Below are 19,391 nucleotides of genomic sequence, written 5' to 3' on the forward strand. Positions count from 1 at the left end.
GGCAACCGTTTGCGTCAGGGTGCAAGCGTTTCGAAGGCCCGGCGCGCGGCATCGTCATGCCGCGCTCCATTGGTCAGATAGTACGCAAGCCGCGGTCTTTAAGGAAGCGAATGGCGTCGGGGTATACGCGCGTCGGCGAAGTCGGGCGACTACCTCGCCAGATCATTGTTTCAGAAGCGAAAAACGCCGTCGATGATCGTCACGGCATGACCGCCGATCCAGATTGCCGCACCGCTTGCGCGATCGTCGTAAGTCACGCTCACGCGGCCGTCGCGATCGAGCGCCGTGCCCTGACGCACGGTGTAGGACGGACCTGGACGCTGGCCGTGAACATCGAGCAGGGCGGCCAGTGCGGCGTTCGCGCTACCGGTAACCGGATCTTCGGCAGTCTCCGCGCCGAGCATGAGCGCGCGTAGTTCGAAAGTCGCGGGCATGCCGTCCGTATGGTTGCCGTAAAGCACGATGCCATGCGTGTCCACTTGTTCGCACAGCGATTCGATCACCGCACGCGCTTCCCGAGATGGCTTGACATCGAGACACTGTGCCGCACTCTGCAGCCGCACGATGAGCCACGGCGCGCCGTTGTTCACCGCGCTCGGCGGGACGCTGAAATCGATTACTGCCGGTGCGAGCGCCGCGCTCAACCGCGCGCGCTGTTCCTCGTCGAGCGGCACGATGCGCGCAGGCGGCGCTTCGAACGCCCACTCACCGGCGGCGCGTTCTTCGAGCGTGACCAGACCTACGCCGCATTCCTGCACGAGCCGGCCGGGCGTCTTCGGCACATGACCGCTTTCGCGCCACGCATGCGCGCTGCCGAGCGTCGGATGTCCCGCGAAGGGCAGTTCCGTCGCCGTCGTGAAGATGCGCACGCGATAGTCGGCGCGCGGGTCGGTCGGCGGCAAGAGAAACGCTGTTTCGGAAAGATTAGTCCAGCGCGCGATGACCTGCATCTGTTCGGAGGACAGATCGTTCGCGTCGAAGATCACGGCGAGCGGGTTGCCCTTGAAAGGAACGGCGGTGAACACATCGACTTGTTTGAACGGAACGGTCTTGAGCGACATGGACATGGACCAATAAAAAAACCCGGCGCCAGATGCGCCGGGTTCATCGATTCTGACACGCGAGCGCGCAATGAAACGGCGTTTCAGCCCACTTCCGCGATCAGCTCGATTTCCACGCACGCACCCAAGGGAATCTGCGCGACGCCGAAGGCCGAACGCGCGTGCTTGCCGGCATCGCCGAACACGCTGGCGATGAGTTCGGACGCGCCATTGGTCACGATATGCTGCTCCGTGAACTCGAATGTTGAGTTGACGAGGCTCATCACCTTCACGATGCGCTTCACCTTGTTCAGATCGCCCACATGCGCATGCAGCGTCGCGATCAGATCGATGGCGACATTGCGCGCCGCCGCCTGGCCTTCCTCGGTGGAAAGCGTGTCGCCCAACTTGCCGACATACGGCTTGCCGTCCTTCTTGGCGATATGCCCGGACAGATACACCGTGTTGCCGCTCTGCGCGCTCATTACGTAAGCCGCAGCGGGCGCGCCGGCCGTGGGCAGATCGATGCCGAGTTCCTTCAGCTTGTCGTAGACATTGGATGCCATCGTTGCTCCTTGAGAGAGTTGAACCGAATTCAGATGCTCGCGCGGATCAGCGCGCCGAGCTTTGCCACACCTTCGTCGATGATCGCGGGCGGCACGGTGACAAACGACAGACGCATGGTGTTGTGTTCGGCATCGTTCGCGAAGAACGGACCGCCCGGCACGAAGGCCACATTCTGCGCGATGGCCTGCTCCAGCAGCTTCATCGAATCGACATGCTGCGGCAGCTTGACCCACACGAACATGCCGCCTTCGGGCCGGTTCCATTCGACACCGGCGGGCATGTGGCGTTCCAGCGCGTCGAGCATGGCGTTGCATTGATCGCGATAGAGCGCGCGGATCTTCGGCACGTGCGTATCGAGAAAGCCGTCCTTCACGACTTCGTACACGATGCGCTGCGTGAGGCTCGGCGTGTGCAAATCGGTCGCCTGTTTGGCCTGCACGAGTTTGAAGTGCAATTCCTCCGGCGCGATGATGTACCCCACGCGCAAGCCCGGCGCGAGCACCTTGGAGAACGAACCGAGATGCACGATATGGTCCGGCGCCATGGAAAGCAGCGTGGGCAGCGGTGCGCCCGCGTAATCGAGCGCGCCGTAAGGATCGTCCTCGATCACCGGGAACGCGGCCTTCTGCGCGAGCGCGGCGAGCGCGCGGCGGCGTTCCAGCGGCAAGCGGCGGCCGGTCGGATTCTGGAAATTCGGTTGTGCGTAAAGCAGGCGTGCGTTCGTGGTGAGCGCGGCATCGAGCCGTTCGGGAATCAGGCCGGATTCATCGGTCGGCACCTGCACGTAATGCGGCTCGAACATCGAGAACGATTGCAGCGCGCCGAGATACGTCGGCGTTTCGACCAGCACGCGGCTGCCCGGATCGACGAGCGTCTTGCCGAGCAGGTCGAGCGCCTGCTGCGAACCGGTCGTGATGAGCACTTGCGTCGGACGAATGCTGACACCGTTCACCGAGTAGCGCGCGGCAATCCATTCGCGCAGCGGCATGTAGCCTTCGGTGGCGCTGTATTGCAGCGCGGCGGACGGCTGATCGCGCAGGATGCGCTCGGACGCGTGACGCATTTCCTCGACGGGAAACGTCGCGGGCGAGGGCAGACCGCCCGCGAACGAAATGACTTCCGGCCGTTCCGTGACCTTGAGGATTTCCCGGATGGCCGAGCTGGTGAGCTTGCGGGCGCGTTCGGAGAGTTGCCACGGCGTGGCGCGGAGATCGGCTTGATTCATGAAAGGTCTCGGTTGAATGTGCGGACGACGGATTCGATTATCTCGCGAGTTGCTCGTTGATTGGATCGCCGGGGCGCGCGACGGGAATGGCGGGACGCACGGCGGCCTTGCGGCCCAGCATCACGGTGACGATGACGGCGGCTGCGTAAAGCCATGTCGATGCCGCGACATGTTCGCCGAAGAACAGCGCGGAAAACGCCATCGTGAAGAAGATTTGCAGCAGTTGCACTTGCCCGACGCGTGCGATGCCGCCCATCGCCAATCCCGCGTACCACGCGAAGAAGCCGATGAACTGCGAGAACAGCGTGACATAGCCGAACGCGAGCCACACCTTGAGCGCGATCGGTTCAGGATGCGTCGTGTAATGCGTCCACGCGAGCCAGCCGACCGGCAGCACCAGAAACGGCGCGGACAGCACGAGCGCCCAGCAGATCACCTGCCATCCGCCGATCTGACGCGCGAGCCGCGCGCCTTCCGCGTAGCCGAGCGCGCCGATGCCGACCGCGACGAGCATCAGCAAATCGCCCGTCTGAAGCCCGCCGCCGCCCGCCTGCAACGCGAACGCGACGACGATCGCGCTGCCCGCCACGGCGACCGCCCAGAATGCCTTCGATGGCCGCTCGCGCGAGAGCCACGCCGCGTAGATCGCGACGCACAGCGGTTGCAGCCCGTTGACCACCGCGCCGTGCGAGGCGGGCACGGTTTTCATGGCCCACGCGGAAAACACCGGAAACGCGACGATCACGCCAAGCGACACCACCGCGAGGCTTTTGACCTGCGGCCACGTCGGCCGTTTCTCGCGCCGCCACGCGAGCAGCGCGGCGGCGGGAATGGCCGCGACGAGCGCGCGCCCGAGACCGTTCAGCAGCGGATGCACTTGTTCGACCACGATGCGCGTCATCGGCAGCGTGAGGCTGAAAATGACCACGCCGATCAGGCCGAGCAGCATGCCTTCGGTTTCGCGGGTTCTCATCTGATGCGGTCTCCTTGTTAGTTCTTTGTACGACGGCGCTTGGCCGCTGTGCGTTGCGCTTCTTCTTGCTCGCGAATGCTATCCGCCGATTCGCCGAGCGTGACGATGGAGCCATCCGGCAACTCGAATTGCGCGACGAGCGCCGGTGCGCCTTCGGTCGCTTCGACGCGCATCAGATGCGCCGCGCCGAGCCACGAAAGCTGATCGTTCAGCGCGTCCGCACGCGGATGAAAACCCGTCAGCGCGCGCAGCAGAATGCCGGTTTCCGGCAGCGCATCGCTCGGATGACGCGGCGTGTCCCACTGAATCAGCGACGGCGCGATGCCATCGCCTGCGCCATCCCACGAGGGAAACGCGCCATCGTCGGGGACGGTCAGGTTCCATGTATTGCCTGCGCGCGACATCGGCGCGACCGGCGCGATGCGTTCGGGATATTGCGCTTGCCAGCGCGCAAGCGAGCGCGGACGGTCCACGCGCGCAACCCAATGCACAAGCTGCGGACCGTGTTCCGCGAGACGTTGCTGCATGGCGGGATCATCGAGTGCGAACAAACGCGGGCGCGGCGAAGCGACCGGCGCGGCATCCGAATCGATCGCGATGACTTCCATATACGCGCCGCCCCACAGATTCAAGAGCGCGTTGTGCGTGCGCATCGACGGATGCCGTCCGCCGGGCGCGACCTCCACGCCGAACTTTTCGGCGATGAAACGCGCGCCCTCATCGAGCGTGCGCGCGGCGATCACGAGATGGTCCAGCTTGAGCGGATGTGAAGTCATGGTTGCGATGCAAACGAAAACAGGGCCGTTAGCATAACCCCGGCCGAAAGCAGAATGTAGCCCCTATCACCGTGACAGTAACGGTACAATCGGCCCAATACTATTCGGTACAGTTTCAGACGCCGAGCCGCCATCGATTTTTCGGAGGTCCGCATGTCCGTTCCGCTCGACCAGATTCCCGCCCCGCACGACGCCGCGCAACTCACGCTCGTCGATCAACTGGTGCAGTGGGGCCGCCGCCGCATCGACGAACGTGTGTTCAGGCCGGGCATGCGCATGCCGTCCATCCGCAAGCTCGCGCTGGACAAAGGCGTGTCGCGCTTCACGGTGGTCGAGGCGTACGAACGGCTGGTCGCGCACGGCTATCTGGATTCGCGGCGCGGTTCGGGCTTTTATGTGCGCGAGCGTTCGGGGCCGACGCTCGTCGTCAATGGCGCGCAGCCGGTGGCGGCGGAGCGCGAGCCGGTGCAGAGCGCCATCGATGTGGTCTGGCTGCTGCGCAACATGCTGCACACGGCGAGTCCCGAGAAAGGTCCGGGGCTGGGCTATCTGCCGGGCCGCTGGCTCGATGGCGAACTCATCACCAATGCGCTGCGCTCGATGAGCCGCCTGTCCGGCGCGCAGATGCTCGGCTTCGGCACGCCGCACGGGTTTTTGCCGCTGCGCCAGCAATTGCAGACGCGGCTGGAGGAAGTGGAGATCGGCGCATCGGCGCAGCAGATCGTGTTGACCTCGGGCATCACGCAGGCGATCGACCTGATTTCGCGCCTGTACGTGAAACCGGGCGATGCCGTGATCGTCGGCGATCCCGCGTGGTTCCAGATGTTCGGCCGCTTCGCCTCGCAGGGCGCGCGGCTGGTCGGCATGCCGTACACGCCGCACGGCCCCGACCTCGATGCGCTCGAAACGCTCGTCGCCACGTGGCGGCCGAAGATGCTCATTATCAATTCGGTGCTGCAGAATCCCACGGGCACGTCGCTGACGGCGGCGCAGGCGTTCCGCATTCTGCAACTCGCGCAGGAGTACGACTTCATCGTGGTGGAGGACGATGTTTATGGCGATCTCTGCCCGACCGGTTTCGCCGCCACGCGCATGGCTTCGCTCGATCAACTCAAGCGCGTGATCTTTCTCGGAAGCTTTTCGAAGACGCTCGCGGCGAATCTGCGCGTGGGCTATGTCGCGGCATCGGCGGACGTGGCGAAGGCGCTGGCCGATCAGAAGATGCTCGTAGGCATGACCAGTCCCGAGTTGAATGAGCGCGTGGTCTACAAGGTGCTGACGGAAGGGCATTACCGGCGGCACGTCGAACGCTTGCGCGCGCGGCTGGACGGCGTGCGCGAGAAGACCGCGCGCATGCTGGAAAAAACCGGCATGACGCTGTTCACGCCGCCGGAAGCGGGCATGTTCATCTGGGCGGATACGGGCGTCGATTCCGATGGTCTCGCGGCGGCGGGCCACGAAGCGGGCTTTCTGCTGACGCCGGGCAGCTTGTTTTCACCGCATCAGTCGCCGACCACGCGGATGCGTTTCAACGTCGCGAATTGCGGCGATCCGGCGTTGCCGGGCATGTTGGCGGGCCATCTGGATGGCGCGTCGCGGCGTGGTTAAAAACGCCGGGGCAAGTGATGGCGCGCGTGCGGATTGTCGAGGAATGCATGCAGGACGGTTTCGTAGAGCGAGAGCGCGTCTGGCATTGCACGATAACGCCGCTCGTAAAGCCGATCCTGCGCGCCGCAGAATTTGAGCGCGAAGTAGTCCGCTAGCACGTTGCCTTGCGCTTCCATGTTGTAGTCCGACAGACGCTTCTCCGCGCCAAGCTCATAGCCATAACCCAGCCCAATGCGGATCGCGCCGCGCAGCCGCACCGGATAGCCCAGTTGAAACTGCCAGACATGCGTCATCTCGTGGATGAACCACATCCGCGCGCCGGCGTCGCACAGGGAAAAGTCGTGCTGAAAGCAGGCAGGCGGAAAATACAGGTTGCCGTTCGGGGCCATCGCGGTATGCGCGGGTTGCAGGCCGAACGGCAGATAGCCGCGCGCATGCACGCGCACGCTCGAATAGTCGATGGCGTCGCGAAAGATCGACCGCGCGGCGTGTATTTCGCCGGTCGAGAGCGGGCGGGCGGTTCGGCGCATGCAGGCATCATAGCGGCGCGCGGGACTTGAAATCGGTTGATCCGTCCATATATCGCACGAATTCGGCTCTGAAAGGCCACGCAATCCGCATCAACGCAATCGAAAAGAGGAACCGACATGGCGCAAGAAACCATGAGCTTTCAGGCAGAAGTGAAGCAACTTCTGCAACTGATGATCCACTCGCTCTACAGCAACAAGGAAATCTTTCTTCGCGAACTGATTTCCAACGCATCCGATGCCGCCGACAAGCTGCGCTTCGAGGCTTTGGAAAACAGCGCGCTGTACGAGAGCGATCCCGACCTGCGCATCCGCGTGTCGTTCGACAAGGACGCGCGGACCGTCACCATCGACGACAACGGCATCGGCATGAGCCGCGCGGACGCCATTTCGCACCTGGGCACCATCGCGCGTTCGGGCACGAAGGAATTCTTCTCGAAGCTCTCCGGCGACCAGCAGAAGGATGCGGCGCTGATCGGCCAGTTCGGCGTGGGGTTCTATTCGGGCTTCATCGTCGCGGACAAGATCACGGTGGAGACGCGCCGCGCCGGTCTGCCGGTGAACGAGGGCGTGCGCTGGACCAGCGCGGGCGAGGGCGATTTCGAAGTCGAGGATATTGAGCGCGCGCAACGCGGCACGACCATCACGCTGCATCTGCGTGCGGACGAGGACGATCTGCTGTCCACGCACAAGTTGAAGTCGATCATCCAAAAGTATTCGGATCACGTCGCGCTGCCCATCCTCATGAAGAAGGAAGAATGGGATGCCGAAAAGAGCGAGATGGTTGTCAAGGATGAAGACGAGACCGTCAATCAGGCGAGCGCGCTGTGGACGCGCCCGAAAAGCGAGATCACCGACGAGCAGTACAAGCAGTTCTATCAGCACATCTCGCACGATCACGACGAACCGCTCGCGTGGACGCACAATCGCGTCGAAGGCCGCAGCGAGTACACGCAACTGCTGTATGTGCCGAAGCACGCGCCGTTCGATCTGTGGAACCGTGAGCATCGCGGCGGGCTGAAGCTGTATGTAAAGCGCGTGTTCATCATGGACGATGCGGAACAACTGCTGCCCGCGTATCTGCGCTTCGTGAAAGGCGTGGTGGATTCGGCTGATTTGCCGCTGAATGTATCGCGCGAAATCCTGCAGGAAAGCCGCGATGTGAAGGCCATTCGCGAAGGTGTGACCAAGCGCGTCTTGTCGATGCTGGAAGAAATCGCGTCGTCATCGGCCGAAGCGACGGAAGAAGCCGACAAGCAGAAGTACGCGAATTTCTGGAGCGCGTTCGGTCAGGTGCTGAAGGAAGGCATCGGCGAGGACTTTGGCAATCGCGAGCGGATTGCGAAGCTGGTGCGGTTTGCATCGACGAACAACGATTCGGACGTGCAGAACGTGTCGCTTGCGGATTACGTCGCGCGCATGAAGCCCGAGCAGACGAAGATTTACTACGTCACCGCCGATAGCTGGCAGGCCGCGAAGAACAGCCCGCATCTGGAAGTGTTCCGCAAGAAGGGCGTCGAGGTGTTGCTGCTGACGGATCGCGTCGATGAATGGATGCTCTCGTTCCTCAACGAGTTCGACGGCAAGCCGCTGGCGAGCGTGGCGCGCGGCGATCTCGATCTCGGCGCGCTCAACGACGAAGAAAAGCAGCAGCAGGAAAAGGTCGGCGAGGAATTGAAGCCGCTCGTCGAGAAGATGAAGGAAGCGCTCGAAGGCAAGGCGAAGGACGTGCGTCTGACGTTCCGCCTGACCGATTCGCCGACTTGCCTCGTGGCCGATGAAGGCGACATGAGCGGTTATCTGCAACGCATGCTGAAGGCGGCGGGGCAGAACGCGCCGCAGGCGGAACCGATTTTGGAGGTGAATCCGGAACATCCGCTCGTCAAGGCACTGAATGCCGATGATGCGGATTTCGCGGACTGGTGCCACTTGTTGTTCGATCAGGCGTTGCTGGCCGAAGGCGGACAACTGGATGATCCGGCGAGTTTCGTGAAGCGGACGAATGCGTTGTTGTTGGCGCGGTAAGGGTTTTGATTAGTGGAAGGACGCGCGCCGCCGGGGAAGCGGCGGCGCGTTTTTTTATGTGCCGATCATGCCTTGGCTTGTTCGAGCACCGACGCCGCGATACTTCGCACGCTCGCCGGATAGCGCGCCGCGTGACTCAGAATATGACCCGCGATCGAAGCGATCGTGTGGCTCGTGTGCTTGCTTGGATCTTTGGCCTGACTCATCGCCGAAGCAGCAATCCGCTCGATATCCTTCGCATCCTGCGTCTTGGCGCCGTGCTCCTTGAAGTACTCCAGAATGGCGCCTGCCATTGAAGCAATGTGTTCTGATGTTATGTTGCCTTTAGACATTCTGACCTCGAAAGAACGTGCTTTTCATGCGGTAGCGCGAAACCGATTTGCAGTCGTCTGCCGCTCCTTTATACGAGCGATGCCAGCCGTGATCCACACGAAAACTCCTAAGCCTCGATAACCGCTTTCATGTTCAGCCCGATCATTCCTGCCGACGCGCACTGGAGCGCCGCGCCTCGACCGTCTCTGTCCAATGCGCAAAAGGACTGGCTCACGCGTGGCGGTTCTTTGACCGCACATCTGCGCACGCTGGGCCACGTCACAGTCGAAGTCACGCGCGAATCGATCGACATTCCGTGGCGCGACGAATGGCGCGCGCTCGGCATCACGCCGCGCACGCCAGTGTGGACGCGCGAAGTCGTGCTCAATGTCGATGACGTGCCGTTCGTGGTCGCGCACAGCATCGTGCCGCTGGAATACAGCACAGGCATCTGGCAATCGATGCGCCGTCTGCGTACGCGTCCGCTGGCGGAACTGCTCTATAGCGACCGCAGCGTGTCGCGCTCCGTGCTGACGAGCCGGAGCATCACGGCGCGGCATCCGTTGCATTTACTCGCCACACGACAAACGGAAGCACCTCACGCGTTGGTCGCGCGGCGTTCCGTGTTCGAACGGCACGGCGCGCCGCTGATGGTCACCGAATGCATGCTCGATGCGCTCTGGCGCAAGCTCGACGCAATGCATGAGCGGCATCGGCGCGACCATGTGCGGGCTTATGAGCATCTGGGTTCGCCGGTGACGCGCATCGGGCGTGGCGAAGCGAGATGAAGCTCGAAGGCTTCGCGCTGGTCGTTAATCGGCGGCGTGAACTTAATTAAGATACCTGAATGCCTTATTCGCTGCCTTGAATCAGTGTTTTTGTCTTAAGGGCTTCCCCGTATTTATCCTAAAAAAATCACACGGTAACTTTCGCGCCTTCCGTTGAAACGATTCAGTTGCGTAGCGATGACTTGCATTCGCAATATGACTCGCTCGACACATGATCCGCGTCGGCGGGTTTTTTTAGTCGGAGGCAGTTTTTATCGTGTCGAATATTTGGCTCAAGATGACGGATGTCATGGGCGAATCGCAAGACCTGGGGCATGAAGGTGAAATCGATGTCACGAGCTGGACGCTTTGCAAAACGAAATCGGACAGAACGTCTAAGGGCAAGTCGACCAGAGTCGGATATTTGTCTTTCGTTCACAACATCGATTTGGCCTCGTCCAGTTTGTCGAATCATATGTTCGCGAACAAAGTAGCAGAGCAAGCAATCCTGACGATTCGCAAACCCACTGCACAGCCCATGAGTCAAGGATTGGTTGGAAAGATCGTTCCACCGATCGACTATCAGACGATCATCCTTAAACAAGTGATGGTCATGAGCATGGATTCGTTTGGATACGGCGGTGGGCATTTCGAAGAGGTGGCCTTGTCGTTTGTCTCGATCGACTGGCGATATTCGCCTCAGATAAAACCTGGGATTTATGGCGGAGTGGCTCAGGCTTTTTATGATCTGGGGCCGCATGTCGGATAACGGCGGGTTGAATTTTTTATGAACATGTTTTCGGAGACAAATTTTGTTGTACATGACGTATGAGATGTTGCGGACGATGTTGATCTGGATAATTCATTTCGTGTATGGGTTGTTTGCTTGATATGAAGCTGGGTCGCCGCCGGATTTTTATCCGGCGGCGCACGCGACTGAAAAAACTCAACGCTTTGCAATCTAGTTGACTTTCACATGAAAATAACCTTCAAGACCATTAACTGGAGCGCGATATTTATTGGCGTGGCGTTGTTGGGAATCCAACTTCCCTTGCTACCGTTCACGTTTGACTTTGTTCGCGATTCGGTCGTCACAACCGGCCGGGTCGTCAAGCTGAATGCAGGCGGAAAGCACCCCCAAGTCGAATTCAACACGGCCAATGGACAACGCGTGACTTTTTCAGGAAGTACCTTCCTTCACGACACTGAAATAGGCGAATACCTCGATGTTCGATACGTTCCAACTGATCCGAGAGGCGCCTGTTTGGACAATATTTTTAGTATCTGGGGAATTTTTTTAATTCTAAATGCGGTCGCCGTCGCATTCTTGATGGGCGGATTATTCGGGGTGCCATTGGATCGTGGGCGAGTGAGAAATGACGATTTATAGAAGTGAATGGAGCTATCATACTTCTGCAGTTGTAGGTTTGAGCATTGCATGCGTGACGGCATCTGGCGGAATGTTTGTGCTAAACGATCCGAGTCTGCGGAAATTCGAATTTCACTTCGCCGGAGCAGGTCCGGGAGTCGGTTATGGCGGGCGGTTTCCGCGGCCTTTTCGACTTCCAGATATCAAGCTTCCGAAATTTTTGACAAAGGACGGAACACTTGCAGGAAGCGGCGCAACAACCGATTTTACTGGCAGAGGCTTGATTTATCGCTTGCGTGAGAAAGAGCTCGTGGCTGAAGATTTTGCGGGAGTTACGCTCTATCTTGACGCCAGTATAGGATTTCTGGTTGCAGGCGGAGCATCAATATTTCTGACTGGCTTAAAGCCTGATTTACTAACGGCGTGGCTTTTCAGGCCAGCGCTTTTTACTAATGTTCTGTTATCAACGGCGACAGCCATATTTATCATGGCTGGCGTGAGCGAAGGCCTCGTAGACGGCGCTGGCATCGGAGCAATGGTGGGGCACATCTCCTACAAAGGCCCGTACGTCGAACCCTAAGCTGCTTGTTGACCCGCGACATGCGGGTCTTGCTCTTCCAGCCTTCCGCACCATCATCAGCGCGGCGCTCAATGCTATCCTCTCGTCCCATCAGAATCCGCGCCTCCAACGCGCCATCAAGACCCCACCCATGACCAAACTCATCAAACGCGCATCCGCCGAAGCGCGCGCGTTCGGCCGCAAGCAAGACAGCGTCAAAAAGACCAAGCATCGCGATGATGAAGACGACGATCTCGCCCATGCCCCGCGAATCGAAGCCCCCCGCAAACCACGCTTCGCCCCCGTGACGTTCTCCGAAGAAAGCGGCGTGCGCTATCTCCACTTCGGCACGGAATGGGTTCAAGGCGCAATGCGCATCCGCAAGCCGGATCACATCGAACTGGAATACGGGCAGCAGATGATGGCGTGGCTGCTCTTTTTGGAAACGCCCGAGCGCATCGTGCAACTCGGGCTCGGCGCGGCGGCGCTCACGAAGTTCTGCTATCGCTTCCTGACGCGCGCAAGAGTGGAAGCCGTCGAACTGAACCCCGCCGTCGTGATCGCCGCGCGCGCGATGTTCGAGCTTCCCTACGACGACGCGCGCCTCACCGTCACCGAACGCGACGCGTGGGAGTTCGTCAACGACCGCGCGAATCACGGGACCATCGGCGCATTGCAGATCGATATCTACGATGCCACCGCGCGCGGCCCCGTGCTCGACAGCGTGTCCTTCTACCGCGCGTGCCGGGCGTGCCTCACGCCGGAAGCAGGCGTCATCACCATCAACCTGTTCGGCGATCATCCGAGCTTCGTGCGCAACATGCGGCATCTGAACGAAGCGTTCGACCGCCGCGTGATCGCGCTGCCGGAAGTGCATGACGGCAATCGAATCGCCATCGCGTTCGCGGGGCCGGCCATCGACATTCCGTTCGATGCCCTCAACGAGCGCGCGAAAGTCATCGAAGCGACGCTAGGTCTCCCCGCGCGCAAGTGGGTCAAAGGGCTCATCGAAAGCGCGGGCGTGCCGAAGAACGGCAACTTCACGCTTTGATGCACCAAAGTCAGGCAGGACGGGCTTCCCGGCGCGTGTCGCGGATTATTCACATCTGCGGAATAGTCGGGAATCTCCCTGCTTGACCCGGTTTTTTCGGTCCCTATACTCGCTCTGTTATTTCGGGGCGCTTTCAGTGGCCGCCATTTGGCGGCGCGCGGGAAAGCGAACGCTCAAAACAATAGAGGAGAGCAGTACATGGCTCAGGACGCGAGCCGCACCGGACAACCGCGCAACAAGCATTGGCTGTGGCTTCTGATCCTTCCGTGGATCGGCGTGGTGTGGGTGCCTTTTTACAACAAGATCGAGCCCGTGCTTCTGGGTTTTCCGTTTTTCTATTGGTATCAGTTGCTCTGGGTGCTGATCAGCGCGGTGATTACCGCCGTCGTTTATAGCAAGACGAAGGCGCTTCCGTCAGGCCGTCAGGGAGGCGCGCGATGAATCTCACCGCTACCTTCGTGTTCGTGCTGTTCTTCGTCGGCGTGACGATTCTCGGCTTTATCGCCGCGCACTGGCGCAAGGGCGATCTCGGCCAGCTCGACGAATGGGGTCTCGGCGGCCGCCGCTTCGGCACCATCGTGACGTGGTTCCTGCTCGGCGGCGACCTGTACACGGCCTATACCTTCGTCGCGGTGCCGGCGCTCGTGTTCGGCGCGGGCGCGACCGGCTTCTTCGCGCTGCCGTACACCATCCTGATCTATCCGTTCGCGTTCGTCGTGTTCCCGAAGCTGTGGAGCATCGCGAAGCGGCACGGCTATGTGACCGCCGCCGACTTCGTGCACGCGCGCTACAACAGCCGCATGCTGGCGCTGGCCATCGCGGTGACGGGCATTGTCGCGACGATGCCGTATATCGCGCTGCAACTGGTCGGCATCGAAGTGGTGATCGGCGCGCTCGGCTTCTCGACGCAAGGGCTCTTGGGCGACCTGCCGCTCATCATCGCGTTCGCGATTCTGGCAGCGTACACGTACACCTCCGGCCTGCGCGCGCCCGCGATGATCGCCGTCGTCAAGGACGTGCTGATCTACATCACCATCATCGCGGCGATGATCGTGATTCCCGCGCAACTTGGCGGCTTCGGCCATATCTTCGGCTCGGTGCCTTCCGGCAAGCTGCTGCTGAAAGCGCCGGACATGGAAAGCCTCAACGGCTACAGCGCGTACGCGACGCTCGCGGTCGGCTCGGCACTCGCGCTGTTCCTGTATCCGCACTCGGTCACGGCGATTCTCTCGTCGAACTCGGGCAACACGATTCGCCGCAACATGGCGCTCCTGCCCGCGTATTCGCTGGTGCTCGGGCTGCTCGCGCTGCTCGGCTACATGGCGCTGGCCTCGGGCGTGAAGGACATGCCGGAATACGCGTCGTACTTCAAGGCCTACGGCGCGAACTTCGCCGTGCCCGCGCTGTTCCTGCATTACTTCCCGTCGTGGTTCGTGGGCGTGGCGTTCGCGGCCATCGGCATCGGCGCGCTGGTGCCAGCGGCGATCATGTCGATCGCGGCGGCCAATCTGTACACGCGCAATGTGCATCGCGAGTTCGTCAACCGGTCGATGACGCCGGAGCAGGAAACGAACGTCGCCAAGCTCGTGTCGCTGATCGTGAAGGTCGGCGCGGTGGTGTTCATTCTCGCGCTGCCGCTGACCTATGCCATTCAGCTTCAACTGCTCGGCGGAATCTGGATCATCCAGACGCTGCCCGCGCTCGTGCTCGGGCTTTACACGCGCGTGCTCGATCATCGCGGTTTGCTGCTCGGCTGGGCGGTGGGCATCGCCGTGGGAACGTGGATGGCGGTGTCGCTCCAGTTGAAAGGCTCGATCTTCACGGTGCATCTGTTCGGCTATTCGGTGCCGGGCTATGCCGCCGTGTGGGCGCTGATCGTGAACCTCGTGGTGTCGATCGTGGCGAGCATGCTCGTGCGCGCGATGGGGCTCAAGCGCTCCGAGGACCGCACGCATCCTGACGATTATCTGGATATCGTCGAAGGTTGATCCGCCGCTCGACGCGGACAGTCGAATGCTGGTAAAACGCCCGTAACAGCCATCGGTTGTCGCGGGCGTTTTTTATCAGCGTGGCGTATCCCGCGCCGATGCTTTCAGCGAGGTCAAGCGAACCATGCTTTCTCCCTCCTCCACGGTGCCCCGGCGCGGCCGCATCGCGCGCCTGAAGCACGCGTTTTCGTCGCCGTATTTCCGCTACCGGCACGCCAGCATGATCCACGCGATTCGCGTCGGACTGGCGATGGCGGCGTCGATTCTGCTGACGACAGGCATCGATTTGCCGCACGGCGTATGGGCGTCGGTGTCGCTGCTGGTCGTGGTGGGCGGCTTGCAGCACTACGGCAATATCCGCAAGAAGGCCACGGAGCGCGCGCTCGGCACCATGCTCGGCGCGCTGTTCGGGCTGTTCCTCATCCTCGTGCAGACGGTGTTCGGCTCGCTGCTGCTGTTTTTTCTGCTGATGTCGATCATCGCGGGCGGCTGCGCGTACTACGCCATCGGCCGCGCGGGCTATGTCGCGCTGCTCACGGCCATCACGATGGTCATCGTCTCCGGTCACGGCGATCTGGGCTTCAGCACGGGCCTGTGGCGCACGGCGAATGTGCTGATCGGCATTTCCATCGCGTTGGCGTTCTCGTTCGTGCTGCCGCAGTACGCGGTGTATTCGTGGCGTTACCGGCTGGCCGACAATCTGCGCGAATGCGCGCGGCTCTATGGTTCGCTGCTCGACGGCACGCCGCTTTTCGCCGAGGAAACCGCGCGCCGCTTTTTCGCGATGAGCCAGCGCTTGGTGCAGGCGCGCGCGTTGATGGAGTCGGTGGCGAAGGAAACGCATGTGCCGATCGCGCGGCTGGAGGAGATCCAACGCCTGCACCGGTCGATTCTCGCGGCGCTGGAAATGCTGATCAATTCGATGCCGGAACACCGGGAAGCGGCGGGCGGCGTAGCCAATGTGGGAAGTTTCGCGCTCGCCTGCACGCCGCGCGAATACGCGGTGCGTCAGCAGCTATTGCGCACGGCGCGCGCGTTACGCTTCGGGCGCGTGAGCCTGCTGTACCGAAGCAACGATGCCTCGGTCACATTGCCTGAGGATTGCCCGCTGCCCGCGCGCGAAGACACCTCGACGCAGGGCATGCACTGGCTCGCCATGCGGTTTTCGGAGCAGGTGGAACGGTTGAGACTGCGGCTCAGTGAGATCGAGCGGCATTGGAACATAGAAGGCGCGCGTCCGCTGAACGATCAGTGAGCGGATGCGCGCCATGGCGGACTGCGATCAGACGGCTTCTTCCATCGGCGCGACGACGTTGATGAGCCAGGGCACCCCGAAGCGGTCCTTGACCATGCCGAAGCCCGCCGTGAAGAAGGTGGATTGCCACGGCGTGATCACTTCGCCGCCTTGCGCGAGCTGGTTGAAAACGTGCTCGCCGGACGGCGCGTTGTCCGCGGCGATCGACAGTGTGAAGCCCTGATAGTCTTTCTTCGGCTGTCCGAACTGACCGTCCGAGACCATCATCGTCGTGCCATTCACGTTGAAGATTGCGTGCATTACTTTGTCTTGCCATTCCGGCGCGACATTCACGGCGTCGGGCGTGTCCCGAAAGCGGATCAGCGCGAGCGTCTCCGCGCCCAGCACGGTTTGATAGAGCGCAAGCGCATCGGCGCATTCGCCGTGATAAAACAAATACATATCCAGTTGCATGACTGACTTCCAGGCAGAAGCGGACGCGCCGCGAAAGGAGGGAAGTCTATTGCACGGGATTACGTTGTTGAGCCGTAAAGCGTCAATTTAGGTCACATCGTGTCGAATAATGCCGTTCCGGGCGAAAGCCTCGACGATGTAGGATAAATCCATCGTCCTGCCAAGCGATTTGGCAAAAAAAAACGCGCGAACGAGTCGCGCGTTTTTTGACTGACGCCGGCGTAACTTACTGCAACGCGACGATCAGCTTTTCCAGCTTGATCGCATCTGCGGCGAACGTGCGGATGCCTTCGGCCAGCTTTTCGGTGGCCATCGCGTCGTCGTTCAACTGGAAGCGGAACGTCGGCTCGTCCACGGCGATCTTCTCGATGTTCTCGCCCTTCGCCGAATCCGGCGAGAGCTTGCGATCGATCGTGTCGTTGCTGTCGGCGAGCTTCTTGAGCAGGTCCGGGCTGATGGTGAGCAGATCGCAACCGGCCAGTTCCGTGATCTGGCTGACGGTGCGGAAGCTCGCGCCCATCACTTCGGTCTTGTAGCCGAACTTCTTGTAATACGAGTAGATGCGACGCACCGACTCCACGCCCGGATCGTTCGCGCCGCCGTTCTTCGCTTCGTCCCAATCCGCGCCCGCAGCCTTCTTGTACCAGTCGTAGATGCGGCCGACGAACGGCGAGATCAACTGCGCGCCCGCTTCCGCGCACGCCACCGCCTGCGCCAGCGAGAACAACAGCGTCATGTTGCAGTGGATGCCTTCCTTCTGCAGCACTTCCGCCGCGCGGATGCCTTCCCACGTCGACGCCAGCTTGATGAGCACGCGATCGCGCCCGATACCGGCGTTTTCATACAGCTTGATGATGTCGTGCGCCTTATCGATGGAACCCTTCGTGTCGAAGGACAGACGTGCATCGACCTCGGTGGAGACGCGGCCCGGAATGATCTTGAGAATCTCGGTGCCGAACGCCACCAGCAGATTGTCGATGATCTGCGGTAGCGGCTTGTTCTTGTGTTCCTTTACCGTGCCTTCGAGCAGCGGCTTGTAGTCATCCTTCTGGACGGCTTTCAGGATCAGCGACGGGTTCGTCGTGGCGTCCCGTGGCTTGAATTGAACGAATTGCTGGAAATCGCCCGTGTCGGCGACGACGACGGTGTACTGCTTGAGCTGGTCGAGAGCGGATGTCATGTCAAGTCGGCGCGATGCGCCTTGTCAGATTGCGGTAACCCGCGGATGGCCCATGTTCGCGACACCACGACGCGATCTTCCGTGCGTGGCGCGCCCCTGCATTCATTTCAGCATTCTAGTCCTGCACGAAGAAAACGCGCTGAGAGTGTGTCATGCCGCATGCGGCATGCCCGGGCTCACTCCACGGCGTAAGCCAGTTCGTGCCAACGCCGCACGGTGCCCGAGCCAAGCTGGCCGCGCGCGAAACGCATCGCGCGGACTTCTTCGAGCGCGCGGGCGTCGCGGGCGGCATCGCCGCAACTCATTTTGAGGACGACGTCCTGGACGTGGCCTGCGTCGTCCAGGAGCACGCGCACGATGGTCTTGCGTTTCTGGACGGTGCCGGGCGTGGCGCTGCGCGCCAGCAGTTTATCGATCAGCGACATGATGATGAGGCGAAGAGTGATGAGAGACATCGGCCATGCGGAAAACGCGCGGCCGATTCATCATTCTAGGCCGCGCGCGGGCCGCCGGATGCGCGCCGGGCATTGAGTACGAAATGTGTCAGAACGCCCGCGAGCAAGCCCCATAACGCCGAGCCGATCGACAGAAAGCTCAGGCCCGATGCCGTCACCATGAAGGTCACGAGCGCGGGTTCGCGCTGGCGCAGATCGCTCATGGCTCCCGTCAAGCCGCTCGCGATGGAGCCGAACAGCGCCAGCGCCGCCACTGACACGACCAGCGCCTGCGGAAACGCCGCGAACAGCGCCGCGATGGTCGCGCCGAACGTGCCCGCGATCAGGTAAAACACGCCGCACCACACGGCCGCCGTGTACCGCCTGGCGTGATCCTCGTGCGCCTCGCGGCCGGTGCAGATCGCGGCGGTGATGGCGGCGAGATTCACGCCGTGCGAACCGAAAGGCGCGAGCACGAGCGAGGCTAAACCGGTCGTGGAAATGAGCGGGGCGGACGGCGTGGTGTAACCGTCGGCGCGCAGCACGGCCACGCCCGGCACGTTTTGCGAAGCCATCGCCACGATAAACAGCGGCACGCCGATGCTCACCGCCGCCGACAGCGAGAACGTGGGCATGGTGAAGACGGGATGCGCCAGCGCCACGTGAAAGCGCGAAAAATCGAGTTGCCCGAGCGCGCCCGCCAGCGCAATGCCCGCGACCAGCGTCGCCGGAATCGCATAACGCGGTGCCAGCCGTTTGCCGATGAGGTAGGTGAAGAACATCGTCAGCACGAGCGCGGTCTGGTGTGCCGCCGCCCTGAAAATTTCGATGCCGATCTCGAAGAGAATGCCCGCCAGCAGCGCCGCCGCGATGCCCGACGGCACGCGCTTCATCAGGCGATCGAACCATCCGGTCAGCCCGACGAGCGCGAGCAGCGCCGCGCAGACCACGAACGCGCCGATGGCATCCGAATACGCGACATGCGGCAGCGATGACACCAGCAGCGCCGCGCCGGGCGTCGACCATGCCACGACGATGGGCGCGCGATAGCGCAGCGACAGGCCGATGGTGCAGACCGCCATGCCCATCGAGAGTGCCCAGATCCACGAGGAAATCTGCGCATCGCTCAAATGCGCGGCCTGTCCGGCCTGAAACATGAGGACGAGGGAACTGGTGTAGCCGGTCATCATCGCGACGAAACCGGCGACGACGGTGGAGACGGATGAATCGGCGAACGGGCGCAACGCGAGCGGCGCGGAAGACGGGGCTTTCATGAACGGGG

Annotated in this window: 21 protein-coding genes; 10 read left to right on the forward strand and 11 right to left on the reverse strand. The window is 61.6% G+C overall.

Features of this window, described 5'->3' with window-relative positions:
• Positions 1 to 170 precede the first annotated feature (170 nt).
• The 5 genes from ACZCWR_RS07705 to ACZCWR_RS07725 form a co-directional block, all read right to left on the reverse strand.
• Positions 171 to 1,061, reverse strand: a complete 891-nt coding sequence (locus tag ACZCWR_RS07705) for a PhzF family phenazine biosynthesis protein (protein WP_487303104.1) — start codon at positions 1,059 to 1,061, stop codon at positions 171 to 173.
• Positions 1,062 to 1,144: 83 nt separating this feature from the next.
• Positions 1,145 to 1,606 carry a RidA family protein gene (locus ACZCWR_RS07710; protein WP_487303105.1) on the reverse strand — a complete coding sequence of 154 codons (462 nt, stop codon included), beginning with the start codon at positions 1,604 to 1,606 and terminating at the stop codon, positions 1,145 to 1,147.
• 29 nt (positions 1,607 to 1,635) lie between these two features.
• Complete coding sequence (locus tag ACZCWR_RS07715) at positions 1,636 to 2,832, reverse strand: aminotransferase-like domain-containing protein (protein WP_487303106.1); 1,197 nt, start codon at positions 2,830 to 2,832, stop codon at positions 1,636 to 1,638.
• 37 nt (positions 2,833 to 2,869) lie between these two features.
• Complete coding sequence (locus ACZCWR_RS07720) at positions 2,870 to 3,805, reverse strand: DMT family transporter (protein ID WP_487303107.1); 936 nt, start codon at positions 3,803 to 3,805, stop codon at positions 2,870 to 2,872.
• A 17-nt stretch (positions 3,806 to 3,822) separates the two neighbouring features.
• Positions 3,823 to 4,581 (reverse strand): VOC family protein, encoded by a 759-nt coding sequence (locus ACZCWR_RS07725; protein WP_487303108.1) that lies wholly within the window; start codon positions 4,579 to 4,581, stop codon positions 3,823 to 3,825.
• 153 nt (positions 4,582 to 4,734) lie between these two features.
• Between ACZCWR_RS07725 and ACZCWR_RS07730 the strand changes: the two genes are divergently transcribed.
• On the forward strand, positions 4,735 to 6,189 hold the full coding sequence (locus tag ACZCWR_RS07730) for an aminotransferase-like domain-containing protein (protein WP_487303109.1): 1,455 nt from the start codon (positions 4,735 to 4,737) through the stop codon (positions 6,187 to 6,189).
• Here the strand turns inward: ACZCWR_RS07730 and ACZCWR_RS07735 are convergent.
• The gene (locus ACZCWR_RS07735) at positions 6,186 to 6,719 is read right to left on the reverse strand and encodes a Rhs element Vgr protein (RefSeq protein WP_487303110.1); all 534 of its coding nucleotides are present in this window, start codon (positions 6,717 to 6,719) and stop codon (positions 6,186 to 6,188) included. The genes ACZCWR_RS07730 and ACZCWR_RS07735 overlap by 4 nt on opposite strands.
• A gap of 117 nt (positions 6,720 to 6,836) precedes the next feature.
• On the opposite strand from ACZCWR_RS07735, the gene htpG reads away from it, so the two are divergent.
• Positions 6,837 to 8,741 (forward strand): molecular chaperone HtpG, encoded by a 1,905-nt coding sequence (gene htpG / locus ACZCWR_RS07740; RefSeq protein ID WP_487303111.1) that lies wholly within the window; start codon positions 6,837 to 6,839, stop codon positions 8,739 to 8,741.
• A 65-nt stretch (positions 8,742 to 8,806) separates the two neighbouring features.
• Here htpG and ACZCWR_RS07745 read toward each other — a convergent pair whose 3' ends face one another.
• The gene (locus ACZCWR_RS07745) at positions 8,807 to 9,034 is read right to left on the reverse strand and encodes a hypothetical protein (RefSeq protein WP_487303112.1); all 228 of its coding nucleotides are present in this window, start codon (positions 9,032 to 9,034) and stop codon (positions 8,807 to 8,809) included.
• 168 nt (positions 9,035 to 9,202) lie between these two features.
• Between ACZCWR_RS07745 and ACZCWR_RS07750 the strand changes: the two genes are divergently transcribed.
• From ACZCWR_RS07750 to ACZCWR_RS07785, 8 genes are all read left to right on the forward strand, one after another.
• Complete coding sequence (locus ACZCWR_RS07750) at positions 9,203 to 9,841, forward strand: chorismate--pyruvate lyase family protein (RefSeq protein WP_487303113.1); 639 nt, start codon at positions 9,203 to 9,205, stop codon at positions 9,839 to 9,841.
• Between the two features lie 256 nt (positions 9,842 to 10,097).
• The gene (locus tag ACZCWR_RS07755; protein ID WP_487303114.1) at positions 10,098 to 10,589 is read left to right on the forward strand and encodes a type VI secretion system tube protein Hcp; all 492 of its coding nucleotides are present in this window, start codon (positions 10,098 to 10,100) and stop codon (positions 10,587 to 10,589) included.
• A 207-nt stretch (positions 10,590 to 10,796) separates the two neighbouring features.
• Entirely contained in the window at positions 10,797 to 11,210 is a 414-nt protein-coding gene (locus ACZCWR_RS07760) for a DUF3592 domain-containing protein (RefSeq protein ID WP_487303115.1), read from the forward strand.
• Entirely contained in the window at positions 11,197 to 11,769 is a 573-nt protein-coding gene (locus ACZCWR_RS07765; RefSeq protein WP_487303116.1) for a hypothetical protein, read from the forward strand. Before ACZCWR_RS07760 ends, ACZCWR_RS07765 begins: the two co-directional genes overlap by 14 nt.
• Positions 11,770 to 11,899: 130 nt before the next feature.
• Positions 11,900 to 12,799: a class I SAM-dependent methyltransferase gene (locus ACZCWR_RS07770; RefSeq protein ID WP_487303117.1), complete on the forward strand. Its 900-nt coding sequence runs from the start codon at positions 11,900 to 11,902 to the stop codon at positions 12,797 to 12,799.
• A gap of 198 nt (positions 12,800 to 12,997) precedes the next feature.
• Positions 12,998 to 13,240 (forward strand): DUF3311 domain-containing protein, encoded by a 243-nt coding sequence (locus ACZCWR_RS07775; RefSeq protein ID WP_487303118.1) that lies wholly within the window; start codon positions 12,998 to 13,000, stop codon positions 13,238 to 13,240.
• Complete coding sequence (mctP, locus tag ACZCWR_RS07780; protein WP_487303119.1) at positions 13,237 to 14,787, forward strand: monocarboxylate uptake permease MctP; 1,551 nt, start codon at positions 13,237 to 13,239, stop codon at positions 14,785 to 14,787. Before ACZCWR_RS07775 ends, mctP begins: the two co-directional genes overlap by 4 nt.
• 124 nt (positions 14,788 to 14,911) lie before the next feature.
• Complete coding sequence (locus tag ACZCWR_RS07785; protein ID WP_487303120.1) at positions 14,912 to 16,042, forward strand: FUSC family protein; 1,131 nt, start codon at positions 14,912 to 14,914, stop codon at positions 16,040 to 16,042.
• Between the two features lie 27 nt (positions 16,043 to 16,069).
• On the opposite strand, the gene ACZCWR_RS07790 is transcribed toward ACZCWR_RS07785, so the two are convergent.
• From ACZCWR_RS07790 to ACZCWR_RS07805, 4 genes are all read right to left on the reverse strand, one after another.
• Positions 16,070 to 16,495, reverse strand: coding sequence for a VOC family protein (locus tag ACZCWR_RS07790; protein WP_487303121.1), 426 nt, complete (start codon positions 16,493 to 16,495; stop codon positions 16,070 to 16,072).
• 226 nt (positions 16,496 to 16,721) lie between these two features.
• Entirely contained in the window at positions 16,722 to 17,675 is a 954-nt protein-coding gene (tal, locus tag ACZCWR_RS07795) for a transaldolase (protein ID WP_487303122.1), read from the reverse strand.
• A gap of 176 nt (positions 17,676 to 17,851) precedes the next feature.
• Complete coding sequence (locus ACZCWR_RS07800; RefSeq protein WP_487303123.1) at positions 17,852 to 18,130, reverse strand: energy transducer TonB; 279 nt, start codon at positions 18,128 to 18,130, stop codon at positions 17,852 to 17,854.
• A gap of 35 nt (positions 18,131 to 18,165) precedes the next feature.
• Positions 18,166 to 19,383, reverse strand: a complete 1,218-nt coding sequence (locus tag ACZCWR_RS07805) for a benzoate/H(+) symporter BenE family transporter (protein WP_487303124.1) — start codon at positions 19,381 to 19,383, stop codon at positions 18,166 to 18,168.
• Between the last annotated feature and the right edge of the window lie 8 nt (positions 19,384 to 19,391).

This window comes from Caballeronia sp. A2-2 (assembly GCF_057612605.2).